The organism is Schwartzia succinivorans DSM 10502, assembly GCF_900129225.1.
GTDB classification, from domain to species: domain Bacteria; phylum Bacillota; class Negativicutes; order Selenomonadales; family Selenomonadaceae; genus Schwartzia; species Schwartzia succinivorans.
On the sequence record NZ_FQUG01000004.1, the window covers coordinates 174407 to 194318 of the forward strand.

20 protein-coding genes and 2 tRNA genes are annotated in these 19912 nt (G+C 47.6%); 1 reads left to right on the forward strand and 21 read right to left on the reverse strand.

What is annotated here, in order from left to right; genetic code table 11:
- Position 1: 1 nt before the first annotated feature.
- From BUA83_RS05665 to BUA83_RS05765, 21 genes are all read right to left on the reverse strand, one after another.
- Positions 2-1675: a glutamine--tRNA ligase/YqeY domain fusion protein gene (locus tag BUA83_RS05665; RefSeq protein ID WP_072935233.1), complete on the reverse strand. Its 1674-nt coding sequence runs from the start codon at positions 1673-1675 to the stop codon at positions 2-4.
- A gap of 52 nt (positions 1676-1727) precedes the next feature.
- A complete protein-coding gene (locus BUA83_RS05670; protein ID WP_072935234.1) occupies positions 1728-2501 on the reverse strand; it encodes an HD domain-containing protein in 774 nt (257 codons plus the stop codon).
- A complete protein-coding gene (locus tag BUA83_RS05675; RefSeq protein ID WP_072935235.1) occupies positions 2498-3028 on the reverse strand; it encodes a transcription repressor NadR in 531 nt (176 codons plus the stop codon). Before BUA83_RS05675 ends, BUA83_RS05670 begins: the two co-directional genes overlap by 4 nt.
- A 102-nt stretch (positions 3029-3130) precedes the next feature.
- A tRNA-Glu gene (locus BUA83_RS05680) sits at positions 3131-3205 on the reverse strand.
- Position 3206: 1 nt separating this feature from the next.
- Positions 3207-3282: transfer RNA gene (locus tag BUA83_RS05685), tRNA-Asn, on the reverse strand.
- A gap of 86 nt (positions 3283-3368) precedes the next feature.
- A complete protein-coding gene (locus BUA83_RS05690) occupies positions 3369-4568 on the reverse strand; it encodes an SEC-C metal-binding domain-containing protein (protein WP_072935236.1) in 1200 nt (399 codons plus the stop codon).
- 149 nt (positions 4569-4717) lie between these two features.
- Positions 4718-5929, reverse strand: a complete 1212-nt coding sequence (locus BUA83_RS05695; RefSeq protein WP_234988277.1) for an N-acetylmuramoyl-L-alanine amidase — start codon at positions 5927-5929, stop codon at positions 4718-4720.
- A gap of 16 nt (positions 5930-5945) precedes the next feature.
- On the reverse strand, positions 5946-6725 hold the full coding sequence (locus BUA83_RS05700) for an amino acid ABC transporter ATP-binding protein (protein ID WP_072935237.1): 780 nt from the start codon (positions 6723-6725) through the stop codon (positions 5946-5948).
- Positions 6706-7350 carry an amino acid ABC transporter permease gene (locus BUA83_RS05705; RefSeq protein WP_072935238.1) on the reverse strand — a complete coding sequence of 215 codons (645 nt, stop codon included), beginning with the start codon at positions 7348-7350 and terminating at the stop codon, positions 6706-6708. The genes BUA83_RS05700 and BUA83_RS05705 overlap by 20 nt, the downstream gene beginning before the upstream one ends.
- 112 nt (positions 7351-7462) lie before the next feature.
- Positions 7463-8056 (reverse strand): 3'-5' exonuclease, encoded by a 594-nt coding sequence (locus BUA83_RS05710; protein WP_072935420.1) that lies wholly within the window; start codon positions 8054-8056, stop codon positions 7463-7465.
- Positions 8057-8101: 45 nt separating this feature from the next.
- Positions 8102-9499: an NADPH-dependent glutamate synthase gene (gene gltA, locus BUA83_RS05715; RefSeq protein ID WP_072935239.1), complete on the reverse strand. Its 1398-nt coding sequence runs from the start codon at positions 9497-9499 to the stop codon at positions 8102-8104.
- Positions 9499-10347 carry a sulfide/dihydroorotate dehydrogenase-like FAD/NAD-binding protein gene (locus tag BUA83_RS05720; protein ID WP_072935240.1) on the reverse strand — a complete coding sequence of 283 codons (849 nt, stop codon included), beginning with the start codon at positions 10345-10347 and terminating at the stop codon, positions 9499-9501. The genes gltA and BUA83_RS05720 overlap by 1 nt, the downstream gene beginning before the upstream one ends.
- A 21-nt stretch (positions 10348-10368) precedes the next feature.
- Positions 10369-11112: a methylenetetrahydrofolate reductase gene (locus tag BUA83_RS05725; protein ID WP_072935241.1), complete on the reverse strand. Its 744-nt coding sequence runs from the start codon at positions 11110-11112 to the stop codon at positions 10369-10371.
- 15 nt (positions 11113-11127) lie between these two features.
- The gene (locus BUA83_RS05730) at positions 11128-12795 is read right to left on the reverse strand and encodes a formate--tetrahydrofolate ligase (RefSeq protein WP_072935242.1); all 1668 of its coding nucleotides are present in this window, start codon (positions 12793-12795) and stop codon (positions 11128-11130) included.
- Between the two features lie 81 nt (positions 12796-12876).
- The gene (folD, locus tag BUA83_RS05735; protein ID WP_072935243.1) at positions 12877-13740 is read right to left on the reverse strand and encodes a bifunctional methylenetetrahydrofolate dehydrogenase/methenyltetrahydrofolate cyclohydrolase FolD; all 864 of its coding nucleotides are present in this window, start codon (positions 13738-13740) and stop codon (positions 12877-12879) included.
- 33 nt (positions 13741-13773) lie between these two features.
- Positions 13774-14622, reverse strand: a complete 849-nt coding sequence (locus BUA83_RS05740) for a 4-hydroxybenzoate octaprenyltransferase (protein ID WP_072935244.1) — start codon at positions 14620-14622, stop codon at positions 13774-13776.
- Positions 14615-16072, reverse strand: coding sequence for a menaquinone biosynthesis decarboxylase (locus tag BUA83_RS05745; RefSeq protein WP_072935245.1), 1458 nt, complete (start codon positions 16070-16072; stop codon positions 14615-14617). Before BUA83_RS05745 ends, BUA83_RS05740 begins: the two co-directional genes overlap by 8 nt.
- Before the next feature lie 25 nt (positions 16073-16097).
- Entirely contained in the window at positions 16098-17147 is a 1050-nt protein-coding gene (tatC, locus tag BUA83_RS05750) for a twin-arginine translocase subunit TatC (RefSeq protein ID WP_234988279.1), read from the reverse strand.
- Positions 17089-17361: a twin-arginine translocase TatA/TatE family subunit gene (gene tatA, locus BUA83_RS12475; RefSeq protein ID WP_094756493.1), complete on the reverse strand. Its 273-nt coding sequence runs from the start codon at positions 17359-17361 to the stop codon at positions 17089-17091. Before tatA ends, tatC begins: the two co-directional genes overlap by 59 nt.
- Positions 17362-17426: 65 nt before the next feature.
- Positions 17427-18410 (reverse strand): polyprenyl synthetase family protein, encoded by a 984-nt coding sequence (locus BUA83_RS05760; RefSeq protein ID WP_234988280.1) that lies wholly within the window; start codon positions 18408-18410, stop codon positions 17427-17429.
- Positions 18411-18438: 28 nt separating this feature from the next.
- Entirely contained in the window at positions 18439-18870 is a 432-nt protein-coding gene (locus BUA83_RS05765) for an RrF2 family transcriptional regulator (protein ID WP_072935247.1), read from the reverse strand.
- 277 nt (positions 18871-19147) lie between these two features.
- Between BUA83_RS05765 and deoD the strand changes: the two genes are divergently transcribed.
- Positions 19148-19855, forward strand: coding sequence for a purine-nucleoside phosphorylase (deoD, locus tag BUA83_RS05770; RefSeq protein ID WP_072935248.1), 708 nt, complete (start codon positions 19148-19150; stop codon positions 19853-19855).
- Positions 19856-19912: the final 57 nt, after the last annotated feature.

Sequence of the window (19912 nt, forward strand, 5' to 3'; positions counted from 1 at the left end):
GTTAATCCTTCTTTACTTTTGCCCATGTATCACGAAGACCTACAACCTCGTTGAAAACAAGATGCTCAGGAGTCGTATCCTTGTCTACGCAGAAGTAGCCCTTGCGAAGGAACTGATATCTGGTGCCTTCAGCGATATGCTTGAGGCTCGGTTCTACCATAGCATCCTTGATAACACGAAGTGAATTCGGGTTAAGCGCCGAAAGGAAATCATCAGGCGTATTTCCGTTCTCGTCCGTCAAAAGCAGATAGTCATAAAGACGAACCTCTGCCTGCAGAGCTGATTTTGCATCTACCCAGTGCAGGGTTCCCTTGACCTTGCGTCCTGCCGTTGCGCCGCCTGTCTTGGACTCAGGGTCATAGGTGCAGTGAAGCTCCACAATATTGCCATCTGCATCCTTGATAACTTCTTCGCATTTTATTATGTATGCGTGCTTCAGACGTACCTCTCCGTCCGGTTTCAGACGGAAGAATTTTTTCGGCGGATTTTCCTCGAAGTCTTCTCTCTCAATATAAATCTCACGGGAGAACGGAACAAAACGGTGTCCTCCGCGTGTCGGATGATTCTCTGCCTCAAGGTATTCTGTCTGACCTTCAGGATAATTGGTAATAACTACCTTCAAAGGCTCAAGTACAGCCATTACACGGTCAGCCTGCTCATTAAGGTCCTCACGGACGCAATGCTCAAGCATAGCAACGTCAACGAGACTGTTGCTCTTTGCTACGCCGATTCGCTCACAGAAATCACGAAGTGCTGCCGGCGTATAGCCTCTGCGTCGAAGTCCCGATATAGTCGGCATACGCGGGTCATCCCAACCGCTTACATAGCCGCCCTCTACAAGCTGACGAAGCTTACGCTTGCTCATGACAGTATTTGTAAGATTAAGACGTGCAAACTCAATCTGACGGGGACGTTTGCCAACCTCAAAGCCCAGGGACTCAAGAAGCCAGTCATAAAGCGGACGATGCTCCTCAAACTCAAGAGTACATACCGAATGTGTAATCCCCTCAATAGCATCAGACAAAGGATGCGCAAAATCATACATAGGATAGATGCACCACTCGTTTCCTGTACGATGATGCTCTGCATGGGCAATACGATAAAGTACAGGATCGCGCATCGTTATGTTTGGCGAAGCCATGTCAATTTTTGCGCGGAGAACATGAGAGCCGTCAGGAAACTCTCCTGCCTTCATGCGCTGAAAAAGGTCAAGATTTTCTTCAACAGTGCGGTTGCGGTACGGACTTTCCTTGCCGGGCTCCGTAAGCGTTCCACGGTATTCGCGGATTTCATCGGAGGACAAGTCACAGACAAAGGCCTTTCCGCGCTTGATAAGCTCTACTGCGAAGTCATAAAGACGCTGGAAATAATCAGAAGCATAATGCTGTTCATCCCACTTGAAGCCCAGCCATTTAACATCCTCCTGAATGGAGTCAACATATTCCGTGTCTTCCTTGGTCGGATTCGTGTCATCAAAACGCAGATTGCATTTTCCTGTAAAATTACGTGCCAATCCAAAGTTCAGGCAAATTGATTTTGCATGTCCGATATGGAGATATCCATTCGGCTCAGGCGGGAAACGTGTATGAATTCCCTCGGTGTATTTTTCATTTTTCAAGTCTTCATTGATTGCATTCTCTACAAAATTTGAGCCAATGTTTTCTTTCTCAAGCATGCTTGATTACCTCCTGCTCACATTTTCATTTCTTACAAACTGCCTCTGTCCGTCACTCGGCCTTATCGACAGAAGCACATTTTTCTTTTACATACAGGCGCAGTTTCCTGACACCTTCATCAATGCCGGCACTGCCCTTCGGAAGACAGCTGACAATTTTGTCAACATAGCCCCGCTCAAGCACGCGCTGCATTGTCCACGCGTAATTTATGTCATATACCCACATAAGACGAACAAGCTTGCGATCGTCCATAGTGCGTATCATAGTATAATCACACTGCTCACCTGCGACAAACCTGTCAACAAAATCAGGGCTGACGCCTGAACCGTCTGACGGATGCAGAAACGGTTCAAGAACATGGTAAATATCCAGCTTGTCAGCATCGCGTAATATTTTTGCGTACATAAGAGACGTTTTGTCCGGAGCAGCCTCTATTTCTTTCTTATTATGATTCCAAATGGCAAATTTTATAAGCTCCCGGTCTTTCTCAGGCAGATTGCTTATAAGCCCTTCAGCAGCAATGGTTTTCAGCCCCAATGCCGCATGATCCTCTGACTGGGCATCATTGAACGTACGGTATACTGTAAACTGACGGAATCTGCCTACATCATGCAGAAGTCCCATTATCTCCGCCCGAACCACATCGTCTCCTGTAAGGCCAAGATGTTCGGAAAGCTCACGGGCATATCCGCGGACTCTGGCCGTATGCTCTTCCTTCATGCGGATTGCCTGCTGTATATCCTCTGCTTCGTTATACCAGGATTTCATATACTGCCGCATCCACGTTTCCAGGCGGGTTAAAGCATGAAGCAACTCCTCCGTCATACCTGACCGCCCTCCGCAAGAATCCCAAGCTTTTTAAGCTTTTCAACAATACGGTTCAGTGCCTCCGTATCAGGTACCTCAAGCGTATGCAGATGAACGCCGGATGAAACATCCAGAAGCGGTTTTGCCTTGCTCTGTTCCATCTTTTCGATAAAGACATCAATATCATGACGGCTTGAAAGCATAAGATGCCCGTGAATTTCCCCATATACAGGGTGCTCTACGATGACATCTCTGACACACGCGCCCTCATCTACTATAGTTTCAAGCTCCCTGCGCATATCACGGCCATCATGACGACAGGTTATCGTTGCAATCACGGTACCTTTGCTTTGCTTTTTTTCAGGTAAAATATATCCCCTCGGCGTAGCATAAATCGGGGTTCCCATTGCTCTGAGAATACTTATGTCTCCGACAATAATCTGTCTGCTGACACCATATTCCGCCGCCAGCTGAGTTCCTGTCAAAGGCTCTTTGCTGTTTTGAAGGGATTGTAAAACTTTATTTCGTCGTTCCTCTGTCCGCATAGAAGTCACCTCCCTGACCTTTCTATTGTAAAGACTGCCCTAAAAAAATGCAACTATACGATAAAGAAAAAAGCCGCTCCAAACCGGAGCGGCAGAAAATTCTGGTGACGCCAGCGGGATTTGAACCCACGAACCCGCCGTGAAAGGGCGGTGTCTTAACCACTTGACGATGGCGCCATGGCTCCATGAGTAGGACTCGAACCTACGACCGATCGGTTAACAGCCGATTGCTCTACCAACTGAGCTATCATGGAATTAACAGCACATCACGCGCTGCACGAATTATTATAGTCTATGCCGACTCAAAAAGCAAGCATTTTTTATTTTATTAAAGCAGGAATTATTTTTCATCCTTATGCAGGCAGCAGTTCTTGTATTTTTTACCGCTTCCGCACGGGCATGGATCATTTCTTCCGATTTTTTTGCGACGGTGTTCAGAGAAGGAAACTACATTGTCCTCAGGAGTATCAAGCTTGCCCGAAACCACCTCGGCAGGAGTATGTCCCTTCAGCGACCACATGCGCAGAGAGTTATGGAACGCAATGAGAAGCGGTGCCATAGCATGCTCTTCATCATTGGCCTTCTGTGCTCCCAGTGTTTCTATATATTTGAGAACATCCTTCATTTTGCCGCCGTTCTGGAAGATGATTGTGATCTCTCCAACGACATTCGCAGCACGAAGAACATCCATCTCATAAGCACTCATGAAGAACTGCGCAAGTGTCTTATAGGCATCAGTAGCCTCAATGTAGTTCTCATCACCTGCATCATATATCTTGGTATAAGAAAGCTTTGCATACGGAAGATCCGTTTCCTGAATGCTCTTATAAAGCTCCTCCGGTGCCATAACCGTGTAATAGTACATGATTTTTTCTGCTGTTACGACATTATGCTGCCAGCAGGCACCGTTGAACATGACACGCATGAAGTCGACAAATTCAAATGTGTCCTCCGCGACCTCAAGATATGGCTTAATCTTTGCAAAAAGCTGGTCGTAATCCAACACGCCGTAGTAGAAAAGCATACCGGACGCAACGCGGAGCATATCCGTGTTCCAATTCACGGCCTTTGTAAAGGAGCCGCTGTCAAGACGCTGGAACTCCTCCATGATTTCCGTCGGCATATACCAAGCCGGTTTGTCCTTATATGCGCCCGACATGAGCACACCGATGCTCTGGAAATAATCAAGACGTATTTCATCTGTGCGGAACTCTGTAGAAATTCCATCATGCTGAACTACGTGGCGCAAAGCCTGATACTGCTCGTCCACAATGGAAACGAACCATTTACCTGAAAACTCAACTATAGCAGGTATCAGCTTTTCAACCAGCTCTCCCTTATTGAGATTGCTTGTGCCTGAAACACCTACGTTATAACGAATATCATCAAGCTCCTGACGCGTCAGTGTCATAAGCGCATTTGCAAGGGTGCGGTCCTCCGGCACATCCCTGCGCATAATCTGCTTACGGCGCTTTTCAGCTTCTTCCTTCAAAAGCTTCTGCATCTCTTCGAGAGCATGAGTTTTTGCTTCCTTACCCATAGAAAAAATCCCCACTTTCAATATACTCAAACGACGCTATTATAACGCATTCAGGCCGGTTTTGCAAAGGCAAAACTTCCTCTTCCGGCGTTTTGCCAACAGCACCGGCTTCGCGTCACGCAAGGCAGGAGATATATGCTCACCGCCTGTTATTTATCAAAGAAATCCGATATTCCCTGAACTATTCCTATGGCTGCTTTTTTTGCTCCGGCATCGGAATACAGTCGTTTTTCTTCCTTTGGATTTGATACAAACGCGACCTCAATAAGTGTCGCCGGCATATTCGTATGCTTTACGACGTAAAAATTGCAGGTCTTTACTCCGCGGCTCTCCGTCGATATCTGTTTTACAAGATTCTTTTGTATTGCCGCGGCAAGTCTCCGGCTGGATGCCGAACCCTTGATATAATAGTAGCCCGTTGTTCCGTTGGCACTGCGGCTGGAAAAGGAGTCCATGTGTATGGACACAAAAGCATCCGCCTTTGCCTTGTTCGCAACATCGCAGCGTGCCTGCAGCTCATCTACATCCGTCGCCTGTTTATGCTTTGGCGATACCTCTGTATCTGTAGTACGTGTCATTATAACCTTGGCTCCGGCCTCCTCCAAAAGCCGCTTGACCTCTTTTCCGATTTTCAGCGTAATACTTTTTTCGGTTATTCCGCTGGGTCCGATAGCTCCCGGGTCTTCTCCGCCGTGTCCAGGGTCTATACATATTTTCTTACCCTTGAGTCCCGAAAATTCAGGCTCTTCGATTTCGTCAGGATTCTCCTCAGGTATATTAACTTCTTCCTTTTTCTCCTCAGTCTTTGCAGGAGTTTCCTTCTCCTTTACCGGCTCTGTCTCTTTCTCCGTTTCACCAGTCTTTACTTCTGACTCTTCTTCATTTTTGGGTTCTGCGGCAGGCTTCTTTGGCTCAGCCTTCTCCCCTGCGGATATCTTTCCAAAGTCCATCACAACACGATACGGTGACGGACCGCCTTCAACAGAGAAAACATCAAAACCGCCTTTTTTTGCATCCGTTTCAATAACTATCCGCACCGTGGTTTTATCAAACTGTGCTGCACGGACCTTGGACGCAAATGTACTGTCAATAGTCTGGCTGCGCACAGCACCGGGACTTAGCCATGCGCCTGATAAATCAACCACAACACGTCCCGGATTCGACAGCACCATCGTGCTGTAGTCTACCTCCTTATCCGCATCCACAACAATGCGCACGCGTTCAGAGGTAATTCCGACACGGATATTTTTTATTTCAGCGAGATTCGCAACCTTATCACCGAAGGCACTAGCCCCCGCACATGCCGGCTGCAGTAAAATCATAAAGACAGCAGCCATCATCATAATAAGACGAAGAATCATTTTTCCTGCTCCTTACTCAAAGCATATTGTTAAGAAACGCCTTCGTACGTTCCTCCTTCGGAGCTCCGAACAGTTCCTCAGGTGTCCCCTGTTCTACAATATTTCCATCTGCCATAAATATAACACGATTTGCGACCTCACGGGCAAAAGCCATCTCGTGGGTCACAACTACCATAGTCATATGCTCGGCCGCAAGCTCACGCATAGTCTTGAGAACCTCTCCCGTAAGCTCAGGGTCAAGCGCAGATGTCGGTTCATCGAAAAGCATTATTGCAGGATTCATCGCCAGCGCGCGGGCTATTGCAACACGCTGCTGCTGACCGCCTGAAAGACGTGCAGGATACGAATCCTTTTTATCGTAAAGGCCCACCTTACGAAGAAGCTCCTCGGCAACAGGAAGGATTTCTTCCCGTTTCATCTTTTTTACCTGCATAGGTGCTTCAAGCAGATTTTCCAATACAGTCATATGTGGAAACAGATTGAACTGCTGGAAAACCATTCCCATTGAACCCAAAATATGCCTCAGCTCATCGCCTTCAGCGTATACTGTACTGCCGTCAACTTCCTTGGCGAGATATTCACCGCGAACCTGAACCGAACCCTTATCTATTTCCTCCAGGCGGTTGAGGCAGCGCAGCATTGTGCTTTTACCTGAACCGGAAGGACCGATTATTACAAGCACCTCACCGCGGCGGACGGTAAAGCTGATACCGTGAAGCACATCAGCATCAGCAAACTTTTTATGTATATTTTTTACTTCGAGCATAAGCTCGCCATTAGAAATCGTATTTTCCATAATGTGCCTCCAGCTTCTTGAACATCCATGTAAGCACTGCCGTCATAGCCAAATAGAATACACCGGCAATAAAGAATGCTGTCATGTCAAAATCACGCTGCACGATAGTACGCGCAACACGCAGAAGGTCATTCATCGCCAGGATATATATAAGAGATGTATCCTTAACAAGGTTGATTGTCTCATTGCTGACCGGCGGAAGCACACGGTGAATCATCTGCGGCAGTATAATACGCCGCATCGTCTGTATGTACGTCATACCCAAGGTCTTCGCTGCCTCGTACTGTCCGCGCTCAATAGACTGAATGCCTGCGCGGAATATCTCAGCGAAATATGCGGCATAATTCAGTGTGAAAGCCAAAAGTGCTGACGGAAGCGGGTCAAATTTGATACCGACAAGCGGCAGCGCAAAATACACAAACAAAAGCTGCAGCATCAGCGGAGAACCGCGCATAATCCAAATATACAGCTCCGTCAGGCGGCTGATAACTCCGATTTTTGAAAGGCGCGCCAAAGCCGCAAGAAGTCCGAGCGGAAGTGACATCGCCAATGTCGCTGCAAAAATCTCCAGCGTAATCTTCGATCCGGCAAGAATCGAAAGAGTTGTTTCCATAAGCTTATCCATGCATATCTCCCTTTTTCTTTACCGCACGAAAGGAAAAAAGCGGCAAAGCACTAATAGAAATATTCTACCGCAAATAGACACATAAAACAACCTTTCGTGCTGCAGGCAGAACTCACGGTCTTCTTTTCTGCCAGCTTACATGCGGATTCGGGTCAAATTCCGCAAGCTTTACATTGAACGCTGAAAAAAGCTCATGTATATCAGATGCGCCCACAGCCTTTGCTGCAGCCAAGGGAATAGCCGCGCAGGCACGGGCATCCTCCAACGCGTCATGGTGCCTGAAATCTACATTCAAAAATCGCCCTACTGTATCAAGCTTATGATTCATCAGCTCAGGCCATGCCTTCCTCGAAAGCTGGACCGTACAGCCCTGAATAAACTCAGGTGCATCAATTTTATGTGTCAGGAGGCATGAACGCAGCACCCCCATATCAAAGGGTGCATTGTGCGCGAGCACCACCCTTCCCGACAGATGCTTTTCAAGCTCAGGCCATATACCCGAAAAATCCTCGGCATCCTCAACCATATCAGGCGTAATGTGATGAATCATTATGTTGCATGAATCGAACTCCATACGCGGAGGACGAATCAGCGTGTAATATTTATCAACAATTTTTCCATCCTCAATGTCTACAACAGCTACACTGCACGCCGAATTTTTATATCTGGTCGCTGTTTCAAAATCTATGGCTGTAAAATTGAGCAAAAATTTCCCCTCCAAAAAAATTGCCTCCCGAAGGAGGCAAAGATACTACTTATTTTTAAGGTACTCATCAATAGCTGCTGCCGCCTTTTTGCCTGCTCCCATAGCAAGTATAACAGTAGCAGCACCCGTGACAATATCACCGCCTGCAAACACGCCCGGCTTTGTTGTTGCACCTGTCTCAGGGTCCGCAACAATATTTCCGCGCTTGTTTGTCTCCATACCCGGAGTTGTGGAAGCAACGATTGGATTTGGTCCCTGACCTATAGCCATAACTACGGTATCAACTTCCAAATCAAACTCTGAGCCTTCAACCGCTTTAGGACTGCGGCGGCCTGATGCATCTGGTTCACCAAGCTCCATTTTTATACATCTTATTGCCTTTACCCAGCCTTTATCGTCTCCCACAACCTCAACAGGATTGTTCAAAAGCCGGAAGTCAATCCCCTCCGCTTTGGCATGAAGAACCTCCTCACGCCTTGCAGGGAGCTCTTCTTCACCACGGCGGTAGACGATATACACGTGCTCGGCGCCAAGCCTGAGCGCGGTGCGTGCCGCATCCATTGCGACGTTTCCGCCGCCTACAACAGCTACCTTTTTCCCGACACGGATTGGCGTACCGTATTTCGGGAACTGATATGCCTTCATGAGATTGCAGCGTGTGAGGAATTCATTTGCGGAATAAACACCGTTCAGATTCTCTCCGGGAATCTCCATGAATCTTGGAAGACCTGCTCCTGTGCCAACAAATACCGCATCAAAGCCCTCCTCCTGCATAAGCTCATCTACCGTGTAGAGCTGACCGATTACACTGTCCAGCTCAATCTTTACACCCATTGCCTCAAGATTCGATATCTCTTTTTTGACAATTTTTTCCTTCGGCAGACGGAATTCAGGAATACCGTAGGACAGAACACCACCCGCGGTATGAAGCGCTTCAAAAATAGTCACACGGTAGCCCTTGCGCGCCAAATCTCCTGCACAGGCAAGACCTGCAGGACCTGCTCCGATTACCGCAACCTTTTTCGCATCTTCCGCATAATGTATCGGCTCAACAGGACGGTTCTGCGCCATTTCACGGTCTGCCGCAAAGCGCTCAAGCCTTCCTATCGCTACTGCCTCTCCTTTATTTGCCAGAACACAGTACTTCTCGCACTGATTTTCCTGTGGGCAGACACGTCCGCAGATTGCAGGCAGGGAGCTTGATTCTTTGATTTTTGCAATCGCGCCGTCGAAATCACGCTCTTTGATTTTGGCTATGAACTCAGGGATATCAATCCCGACAGGACAGCCCTTGCGGCACTGCGGGATTTTGCAGTGAAGGCATCTTTCAGCTTCTGCGACTGCAGTTTCCTCGTCATATCCGAGGGCAACCTCTTCAAAATTATGTGCCCGAACCTCAGGCGCCTGCTCAGGCATAGGATGTTTCTTCAGTGACAGTGCCATCATGAATCCCTCCCCAGTCCGATACGGCATTTGTGTTCTTTTTCAGCCTCAGCTTCCATATCGCGGTACATTCCCTGCCGCGTACGAAGCGCATTAAAATCTACGAGGTGGCCGTCAAATTCCGGGCCGTCTACACATGCAAACTTTGTTTCCGTACCAACCTGAACGCGGCAGCCGCCACACATTCCCGTGCCATCTACCATAACAGGATTCAGGCTCACTACAGTTGGAAGTGCCAGAGGACGTGTCGCGTCCGCGACACTTTTCATCATGACCACAGGGCCTATTGCGTACACACGGTCAATCTTTTCACCGCGTTCAACAAGCTGTCCGAGAGCTGTCGTAACGAAGCCCTTGATTCCGTATGTTCCGTCATCGGTTGTTACGATTGTCTCATCAGACACGGCCCGCATCTCATCCTCCATAATGAGGATTTCCTTACTGCGGGCACCCATGATTGAAATGACTTTGTTCCCGGCTTCCTTCATTGCACGGGCAATCGGGTATACAGGCGCGACACCGATTCCGCCGCCTATGCAGACTACCGTTCCAATCCCTTCAGCCACCTCGGAAGGCTTGCCGAGAGGGCCGACAAGGTTCAGGATAGATTCTCCTTCTTTTTTCTCTGCCAAAAGCTCCGTAGAAGCTCCTACAGCCTGAAAAATCAAAGTTATCGTTCCTTTTTCACGGTCAAAATCAGCTACCGTCAACGGAATCCTTTCACTTTCTTCATCAACGCGTTCAATAATGAACTGCCCTGGCTGTGTTTTTTTTGCAATCCTCGGTGCATCAATCACCATGCGAAAAACTCCGGGAGAAAGCTCTTTCTTTTCCAGAATCTTAAACATACGGCTCCCACCTCTTAACCTTTAATGAAAAATACCGTTCAAATATTCCTCAAGATTTCCTTTTATTGGCATTATATAGACGCTGCTGTTCATCTTGTCTGCGTTTTCAACAACACGTCTTCCGAAATCAATGCTCCAATCAAGCGTAGGAACAAATTTTTTAGGGAACACAACATGATTCTTGAGCTCCCAATAGCTCTGCGAGCGCTCTGACTGGATAGGCGAAACACCCCAGTAAACCTCAAGACCGTCAAGCATATCCTGATACATCTCAAGGAACCGCATATCATAAAACGGCTGAGTGAAAAAGCCTGCGGCACCTGCCTGAAGCTTGCGGCGTATGCGGTATTCCTCCTGCTGCATACTGCCTCTGTACTGGTCTATACCTGCATATACACGGATTCCCGGAAGCTCCTCACGAAACTTGCGGATGACATCCGTCGTAACTGTCGGATAAACAGTATGCTTCATGTCCTGCGGAGGATCACCCTCTATAACAAGGACTTCATGAATATGCTTTTCCTTGAAAAACTTTGCCATAGGAAGCGGCTTGGTAAGGTCAATATCCATAGCGCGGATATGGGGAATAGCGGCAGGATAAAACTCCTGAGCCGCAGCAGCCCCCTCCCAGCTTCTTGTTTCAAATCTGAGGAGATCAGGAATATTTATAACATCAATATTCAGATCCAGTTTTTTAAGCATCGAAAGGTCTTCCTTCAGCCCTTCAACGCTCCGTGGAACAAGCTCTATCGACAAACGCTTCATACTGAAATCCCCCAGTTAAAAGAGTCCTGTAATTTTTCCGTTTTCATCAATGTCCATATTCTCCGCCGCCGGATGCTTAGGAAGTCCCGGCATTGTGAGAATATTGCCGGTAAGCGCGACAATGAAGCCTGCTCCGGCCGAAACCTTGAGCTCGCGTACCGTAATAGTAAAGCCCGTCGGGCATCCAAGCTTCGTCGCGTCATCCGAAAGGGAATACTGCGTCTTTGCCATACATACCGGCATCTTATCAAGGCCAAGCTCCTCAATCTCCTTGAGCTGCTTTTTCGCGTCATTGGTGAAGACAACCCCGTCTGCACCGTAAATTTTTCTTGCGATGGTGCCAATCTTGTCAGGAATCGAATCATTGACATCATAGAGGCATCCGAAGCAGCTTGGTCTGTCCATTGCAGCGGAAACCTTTTCCGCAAGCTCCAGACCGCCTTTTCCACCCTTTGCCCAAACCTCGGAAATTGCAACCTCAGCTCCAAGGTCCATGCATTTTTCTTTGACGAAATCCAGCTCTTCCTTTGTATCCGTGGGGAAAGCATTGACAGCAACGACTGCAGGAAGTCCGAACTGCTGAATATTCTCAATGTGCTTCAAAAGATTATTCATGCCCTTGTCGAGAGCTTCCATATCAACCTTGCAAAGGTCAGCCTTGGCGAGGCCGCCATGCATCTTGAGCGCGCGTACTGTCGCGACTATGACTACAGCATCAGGATGGAAGCCTGCGAAACGGCATTTAATATCGAGGAATTTCTCCGCGCCGAGGTCAGCACCGAAGCCTGCCTCGGTAACAACAACATCCGCAAATTTCAGTGCGAATTTTGTTGCCATTATACTGTTGCAGCCGTGGGCGATATTTGCAAACGGACCGCCGTGGATAAATGCCGGTGTGCCCTCAAGAGTCTGCACAAGGTTCGGTTTGATAGCATCCTTGAAAAGAAGTGCCAGCGCGCCGGTAACATTAAGCTCCTTGGCGCGTACTGCACGGCCGTCGCGGGTATAAGCAACAACAATTTCTCCAAGACGCTTTTTCATATCCTCAAGGCCGTCAGCGAGGCAGAGAATAGCCATCATTTCAGAGGCAACTGTAATATCAAATCCTGTTTCACGCGGTACACCGTGCGGCTTTCCGCCCATACCGATTACAACATGACGAAGCGCGCGGTCGTTGAGGTCAAGAACACGCTTCCAGACGATGCGGCGAACATCAATATCCAAAGCATTCCCCTGCTGGATGTGATTATCAATTACGGCTGCAAGAAGATTATGGGCTGTAGTAATGGCATGGAAATCACCTGTGAAATGCAGATTGATATCCTCCATAGGAACAACCTGGGCATAGCCGCCGCCGGCTGCACCGCCCTTTAATCCGAAGCATGGTCCCAAAGAAGGCTCACGCAGTGCGACTGCGGTATTTTTTCCCATCTCATGGAAAGCATCCGCAAGACCTACGCTGGTCGTTGTCTTGCCTTCTCCTGCCGGTGTAGGATTGATTGCCGTAACGAGGACAAGCTTTCCGTTAGGACGGTCCTTAACACGGTTCCAGGCATCCAGCGTAATCTTTGCCTTGTACTTGCCGTACTGCTCGATTTCATCAGCAGTCAGGCCAAGCTTTTCCGCAATCTCCGTGATAGGCTGAATCACAGCCTCCTGTGCAATCTCAACATCTGATTTCATTACAATTTCCTCCTCAAATTTCTTTATTATGTGAATCAAGGAAAAACCGGTAAAATCTTTTTGATGCTTACTTTTCTATTCTTACTTTTTAAGCTGCAGCTTCGCAGCTGTAACGACATTCTGCATGAGCATGGCAACTGTCAAAAGACCAACTCCGCCCGGAACAGGTGTTATAGCCCCGGCAACCTCCGAAACCCCGTCGAAATCCACATCGCCAACGAGTTTTTTGGGAGCTATACGGTTTATTCCCACGTCAATTACGGCAGCGCCGGGTTTTACCATATCTGCCGTAACAAACCCCGGTTTACCGACAGCGGCGACAAGAATATCTGCCTGTTTTGTAATCTCTGCGAGATTTTTCGTATGTGAATGGGCAACTGTTACTGTCGCATTATGCTGTAAAAGAAGATTGAACATAGGCTTTCCGACGATATTGCTTCGTCCGATAACCACAGCCTTCGCTCCGTCCATTGGAATATCCGCCAGTTCAAGCATTCTGATACAGCCTGCCGGAGTGCACGGAACAAGGGAACCTGCTCCGTTGGACAGGCGGCCCACGTTAACGGGATGAAATCCGTCTACGTCCTTATTTGGATCAATCCGCTCAAGCACCTCAGCCTCAGCTGACTGTAAAGCTTTAGGAAGCGGAAGCTGAACAAGGATGCCGTGTATCTTCGGGTCCGCATTCAGCTCATCAATTTTCGCAAAAAGCTCTTCCCGTGTCGTCGTTTCAGGCATTTCTACGCTTACATTGTGAAGCCCCAGCTCCTCACACGCCTTATGCTTATTTCTGACATAAACCTGTGACGCGGGATCCTCTCCGACAATCACAACCGCCAGCCCGGGCATAACACCCGTTTCTTCACGAAGCTTTTCTGCCTCTGCCTTTGCGTCAGCCTTGATACGCGCAGCAAATTCCTTCCCCGATAAAATTCTTGCCGTCATACCCAACACTCCATTCACTAAAGAATATTTGAATCAAATATAAAAGCTCACACAGGTACATAAAAATATGACAACCGATACAATACCGTTACGCATAAAATACATCTGTGTGAGATTGTGAAAATCATTTGGCTTTAACAGACTGTGCTGATAAACAAGCGTCACTGCGGCAACAGCGACACCGAGATAATACGGCCATGCAAGGTTCATAATGACTCCAAGCCATATAAAGCAGCCTATGCACACAACATGAAAAACCTTTGCCAGACGCATAGCCCCCGCTGCACCCATAGCAGTCGCCAAAGAATGCAGACCGTGCTCCCGGTCAAAATTTTCATCCTGAGCGCCGTAAACAGCGTCAAAGGCCGCAATCCATATACCGACAGCAGCACAGAGAACAATCATTTCATAGTCAATCGACGCGCGCACCGCAACCCATCCGCCTGCAGGCGCCATGGCAATAGACAGCCCCAAAACAGCGTGGCAGGCAAAGGTAATCCTCTTCATGAAGGGATAAATCACAAAAGGAAACGCAGCCAGCGGCAAAAGCTTTATACATATTGGCGGAAGCTTATATACCGCAAAGATACAGACAAGGAGACTTACCGCGATTAAAAGCTTTGCCTCCCAGGGCTGTACCTCACCTGTGACCATAGGTCTGCGCGTAAAACGCGGATGAACACGGTCATACTTCAGGTCCACCAGATTATCTATTGCCAGTGCCGCGCTTCGCGCTCCTGTTATTGCAAGAGTAATCCACAGCAGTACCCATACATCTGGGAAACCTCCTGCTGCAAGAAAAGCACCCATGTAGGCAAAAGGCAGGTCAAAGATAGTATGATGCAGTGCAATATTTTCTATATGAGCCTTAAGCTTATTCAAACCCAAACTCCTTCCAGCGCTTCGTCACACGTTCCTTTATTTCATCAGTCATAGTAATTTCATCGGGCCATTCGCGGGTATGTCCTTCCTCCGGCCACGTCTTCGTTGCGTCAATACCAAGCTTTGTGCCCCACTTCGGCATCGGAGACGAATGATCGAGAACATCCAGCGGACCGTCCACAAAAACAAGGTCATGACGTGCGTCAATATTATTAAAGACACGCCACCAGACCTCTTTTTCATCCTGAACATCAACATGCTCATCAACAACGATAATCATCTTTGTGAACATCATCTGGCCCATCCCCCAGATTGCCTGCATGACCTTTTTGGCCTGCTGTGGATAGGATTTTTTGATTGAAACCATAGCGCAGTTATGGAACACGCCCGTGAGCGGCAGATTGATGTCAACAATCTCAGGAATCATCTGCTGCAAAAGCGGCAGGAAAATGCGCTCTGTTGCCTTTGCAATGTAGCAGTCCTCCATGGGGGGACGACCAACGACAGTTGCCGCATAGATAGGATTCTTGCGGTGAGTTATGCAGGTGATATGAAATACAGGATAATCATCTGCAAGGGAATAATACCCTGTATGGTCGCCGAAAGGCCCCTCCCTGCGTTTTTCATCAACATCAACATAGCCCTCAAGCACAATTTCACTTGTCGCAGGAACCTCAATATCAACAGTCTTGCATTTCACCATTTCTACAGATTTGTGGCGAAGGAAGCCCGCAAAAACCATTTCATCAATATCCCGTGGCAGCGGCGCTGTCGCTGCGTATGTCAGTACAGGATCTGTTCCGATTGCAACAGCTGCCTCAAGACGGTTCATGCCTCTTGCCTTTGCGTCACGATAATTCTCCGCTCCGTTTTTATGTATGTGCCAATGCATACCCGTCGTCTTTGAGTCGTATTTCTGCAGACGGTACATTCCAACATTGCGCTTGTCTGTCGCCGGATTTTTTGTAAAGACCAGCGGAAGCGTTACAAAAGGCCCGCCGTCCTGCGGCCAGCATTTCAAAATAGGAATGTCGTCGAGAGAAGGATTCATCTCGACAACCTCCTGACACGGAGCATGGCTTACATATTTTGGAAAATTGATTGCGTTTTTCGCAAGAGGGATGATGGACAGAAGGTCCATTTTATGCGACAGCGAAATATACGGAAGACGCATAAGCTTCCGGATTTCATCTGCCACATCATCAAGCTTCTCTACCCCAAGTGCAAGTGCCATGCGCTCATAGCTTCCGAAAGCGTTCATAAGCACAGGCATTGATGAGCCTTTTACATTTTCAAAGAGAAGGGCAACATTTTCCTTCCCCTCTTTTTTCGATATGCGGTCAGTAATCTCCGTAATCTCCAGCTCCGGATCAACCTCTGCCGTAATTCTTTTCAAAAGACCTTTCTTTTCGAGTACATCAATAAATTCCCTTAAATCCTTATAAGCCAAGGTCAGACCTCCCAAAGATTAGTCATTACTTATGCAGTATGAAGCGAACAATAAGATAGCTTACTTCGTAAAGCAGGAAAAGCGGTATCGCTATCATTGACTGCGTAAAAATATCCGGTGTCGGCGAAACAATCGCACCGACAACAAAGGCCAGAAACAGAACAATCCTCTGTTTCTTCTTCAAAAATTCCGATGAAATAAATCCCATCTTTGCCATCACTACGACAATGAGAGGAAGCTCAAACACCGCACCGAATGGCAAAATAAACGATATGACAAAACTAAAATACTGGTTCAGCGAAAACATCGGCTGCAGGTCCTCGGTACTGAATCCGACAAAGAACTGCATTGCCGCAGGCAGAACGAGGAAGAATGAAAATGCCAGACCGCTGAAAAAAAGCACAACGGATGTTGGCACCAAGAGCGCTATTACCGTCTTTTCGCGGACAGTCAGTGCAGGAAGCACAAACCGCCAGATTTGATAGAAAATAACCGGGAGCGCCAAAAGAAATCCTGCGAAAAACGCAATCTTCAAATACGTAAAAAAAGCCTCTGCCGGCTGGAGATAATACAGCTTTCCCGACGGCATGGTTATATAGTGCATGATTTCTTCTATATAGAAATATGAAATTCCACTTCCTACAGCTACGGCCAGAAGTGCTTTTATGATACGTGTACGAAGCTCCTCAAGATGACGTATAAGGGACATGCTGCCCTCATCTTCATTCTCATCTTCATTCTCATCGGATTCTTCAGCATCATCGGCTTCATCATCCTCTTCGTCCTCATCCTCAGAATCAGCTTCATCCTCTGATTCGTCATCCGATGCTTTTACTTCCTCCTCAGGCTCCTCTTCCATCGGAAGTCCCGGGGCTTCCTCACGTTCATCAATGGGAGTATCATCATCCGACGCAATCGGATGAACTACGCTCCCTATCGGAGCAGCAGCCGCAGTGGAAGCATTTTTATCGTCAGAAGGCTTTGTTTCCGCATTCAGCCGCTCTTCGATACGTTCCTCAGGCTTTTTTCGCCTTCTTGGATTTTTCCGATTTTCCTGACTTTTTCTTCTGCTCATCTGCTGATATTACCTCATTATCCTCTTTAGCAACAATTTTCTTCGGCTCTTCCTTTGCCGGCTCATCCTCCGCAGTAAGTGCCGTTGTAGCCTTCTTAAATTCCCTTATTCCTTTTCCAACTGCTCTTCCGACTTCAGGCAGCTTTCCGGGACCGAATACCACTAAGCCAATAACAAGTATCAACAAAAGTTCAGGTACGCCAATTCCAAACATGGTATTTCTCTCCTTCATAACCTGAATGCAAACTCACAGTAAAACCTGTGTGCATCATCAGATTCTCAAAAATCTCTTTTTCCTATATAATCCGCAGCTGCAACAAAGGTTTCACGAATATCCTCCGGCAGCTCCTTAGGCAGCGCTTTTTTTGCCTCTGCCAAAAACTCATCTGCTTTGGACTTTGCAAAATCAACGCCGTCCGTTGCCTTTACAATTTCCAATGCACGTTTTACATCCTCATCTGTCATATGACGGTTTGTAATGATTGCCGCCAGTTCGTCACGATTCGGTGACTTCTCCAGCGCACGGATAACAGGCAGCGTAACAACACCCTGAAGAATATCATTTCCCGCAGGTTTTCCAAGCTTTTTCGCGTCACCTACAATATCCAAAAGGTCATCCGTAATCTGAAAAGCCATACCGATACAGTGTCCGTATGAATAAAGACCTCTGCAGACCTCTTCATCCGCTCCCGACACCATTGCTCCAAGCTCACAGCATATAGCCAGAAAATCTGCCGTCTTCTTCTCGATACGCTGATAATACTCTTCGATGCTGTGCTCTGCCGTAAACATCATAGCGTCCTGCTGTATTTCACCGACAGAAAGCTCAGACACCAGCTTTGCAAGACGCATCCCGACCTCTTCACCGTAACGCGCATGGGCAACCTTTGAAAACGCCTGTGCAAAAAAATAATCGCCGCTCAATATAGCAACCTGATTGCCCCATTTGGCATTCGCCGTTGGAGTTCCTCTGCGTGTATCCGCATGGTCGATGACATCATCATGAACCAAAGACGCCATGTGAATCATTTCCACGGCAGCTGCCAGCGGCATCACACGGTCACGGGAAAAATTCCTGCTGGCGTGTGCAGCCGCAAGAAGCAGCGCAGGCCGCAGACGCTTTCCGCCTGACTTAACAAGATGCGTTCCGACCTCAGTAACAAGAGGAACATCCGATTTCACTGACTCAAGAAGATCCTCTTCCAGAATTTCCAAATCTTTTTTTATCGAACGAAACAAACCTGCCTGTGCAATTCGCATCATTCACCCACCCGTTGAAAAATCATAATTTTTATTTTTCCTCCGGCAAAAGCTGATTCTGCCACTTCAACAAATCCTCCAGGGTTATCGAATCAACGACACCATGAACAGCGTCATCGATTTTTTTCCAAAGGATAAGTGTAGGACAAACAGCTTCTCTCGGACACTCATTGACAGGGGTGTCAAGGCACGCCACAGGAGCGAGGCTTCCTTCGATAAGCGTCAGAATATCCCCTACCGTATAATCCTTCGGCGCACGCGCAAGACGATAGCCTCCCTGCGGGCCACGGCTGCTTCTCACATAGCCGGCCTTGTTCAGAACAGACACTATCTGCTCCAAATATTTTTCGGAAATCTCCTGCCGCTGCGCGATGTCTTTGATACGCACCGGATTATCCTTATCGTTCATACCGATGTCGATCATCAACCTCAACGCATATCTCCCTCGTGTTGAAATCTTCAACGTTATGCCTCCCTATAGTTTATAATTATCAGAGTCACTTTTCCCAATAACTTGAAATCATACGTGAACACTCAATACATATCTGCATTATATCAAAAAAACCCCGTATAATCCACATATCCCGTATATTCGATAAAAAATATTATATCCGTAGGCATTGTACTAAAACATTACTCCACGTTATGACACCTCCTCTTCGTTTTTCCAATGGCAAACTTTGATTAAAGGCATTATAATAAAAGACACAAGTAAATTAAACTCTTTGAGGAGGATTAACATGAGTCATCATATTGCCGCCAAACCGGGAGAAGTAGCAGAACGCGTTTTAATGCCGGGTGACCCGCTCAGAGCTAAGCATATAGCGGAAACATTCTTTGAGAAACCCATGCTGTACTCTGACATCAGAAACATGCTGGGATATACAGGACTATACAAAGGCGTTCCTGTATCAGTACAGGGTTCAGGTATGGGCATGCCCTCCATGCACATCTACGCATCGGAGTTAATCTCCGGCTATGACGCAAAAAAAATCATCCGCGTAGGTACCTGTGGCGCGCTGCAGCGATACATCAACGTACGTGACGTTGTCATGGCAACCGCCTCAACGACTGATTCCAATATATGCCGAAATACCTTCGGCGCAGGTATCTCCTTCGCCCCCTGTGCTTCCTTCAATCTGCTGGAAAAGGCTGTCCATGCGGCACGCGAGCTAAAGGTTCCTTTCCACGTCGGCAATGTTCTGGCTCAGGATAAACTCTACGATGATGAGCTTGACCTGAAAAAGCTTGCAAGCTATGGTGTTCTGGCCGCCGAAATGGAAGCAGCTGCCCTCTATCTTGCCGCAGCAAAGCAGAACGTAGAGGCACTTGCAATATTCACCGTCAGCAATCACCTTCTTACACATGAATCTACTCCTGCCCGTGACAGAGAACGTACCTTTGACGATATGGCACGAATCGCGCTTGAAACAATTATACAGGATTAACCCATTACCCTATTTCCCCAAAAAGAGGCAAACCCGTCCGGATTTGCCTCTTTTCTG

What these genes read in the sequence shown, in the direction of transcription:
- BUA83_RS05665 (WP_072935233.1), bottom strand. Translation starts at nt 1,675, where the DNA reads ATGCTTGAGAAAGAAAACATTGGCTCAAATTTTGTAGAGAATGCAATC.
- BUA83_RS05670 (WP_072935234.1), bottom strand. Translation starts at nt 2,501, where the DNA reads ATGACGGAGGAGTTGCTTCATGCTTTAACCCGCCTGGAAACGTGGATG.
- BUA83_RS05675 (WP_072935235.1), bottom strand. Translation starts at nt 3,028, where the DNA reads ATGCGGACAGAGGAACGACGAAATAAAGTTTTACAATCCCTTCAAAAC.
- BUA83_RS05690 (WP_072935236.1), bottom strand. Translation starts at nt 4,568, where the DNA reads ATGGGTAAGGAAGCAAAAACTCATGCTCTCGAAGAGATGCAGAAGCTT.
- BUA83_RS05695 (WP_234988277.1), bottom strand. Translation starts at nt 5,929, where the DNA reads ATGATTCTTCGTCTTATTATGATGATGGCTGCTGTCTTTATGATTTTA.
- BUA83_RS05700 (WP_072935237.1), bottom strand. Translation starts at nt 6,725, where the DNA reads ATGGAAAATACGATTTCTAATGGCGAGCTTATGCTCGAAGTAAAAAAT.
- BUA83_RS05705 (WP_072935238.1), bottom strand. Translation starts at nt 7,350, where the DNA reads ATGGATAAGCTTATGGAAACAACTCTTTCGATTCTTGCCGGATCGAAG.
- gltA (WP_072935239.1), bottom strand. Translation starts at nt 9,499, where the DNA reads ATGGCACTGTCACTGAAGAAACATCCTATGCCTGAGCAGGCGCCTGAG.
- BUA83_RS05720 (WP_072935240.1), bottom strand. Translation starts at nt 10,347, where the DNA reads ATGTTTAAGATTCTGGAAAAGAAAGAGCTTTCTCCCGGAGTTTTTCGC.
- BUA83_RS05725 (WP_072935241.1), bottom strand. Translation starts at nt 11,112, where the DNA reads ATGAAGCGTTTGTCGATAGAGCTTGTTCCACGGAGCGTTGAAGGGCTG.
- BUA83_RS05730 (WP_072935242.1), bottom strand. Translation starts at nt 12,795, where the DNA reads ATGAAATCAGATGTTGAGATTGCACAGGAGGCTGTGATTCAGCCTATC.
- folD (WP_072935243.1), bottom strand. Translation starts at nt 13,740, where the DNA reads ATGACGGCAAGAATTTTATCGGGGAAGGAATTTGCTGCGCGTATCAAG.
- tatC (WP_234988279.1), bottom strand. Translation starts at nt 17,147, where the DNA reads ATGAGCAGAAGAAAAAGTCAGGAAAATCGGAAAAATCCAAGAAGGCGA.
- tatA (WP_094756493.1), bottom strand. Translation starts at nt 17,361, where the DNA reads ATGTTTGGAATTGGCGTACCTGAACTTTTGTTGATACTTGTTATTGGC.
- BUA83_RS05760 (WP_234988280.1), bottom strand. Translation starts at nt 18,410, where the DNA reads ATGATGCGAATTGCACAGGCAGGTTTGTTTCGTTCGATAAAAAAAGAT.
- deoD (WP_072935248.1), top strand. Translation starts at nt 19,148, where the DNA reads ATGAGTCATCATATTGCCGCCAAACCGGGAGAAGTAGCAGAACGCGTT.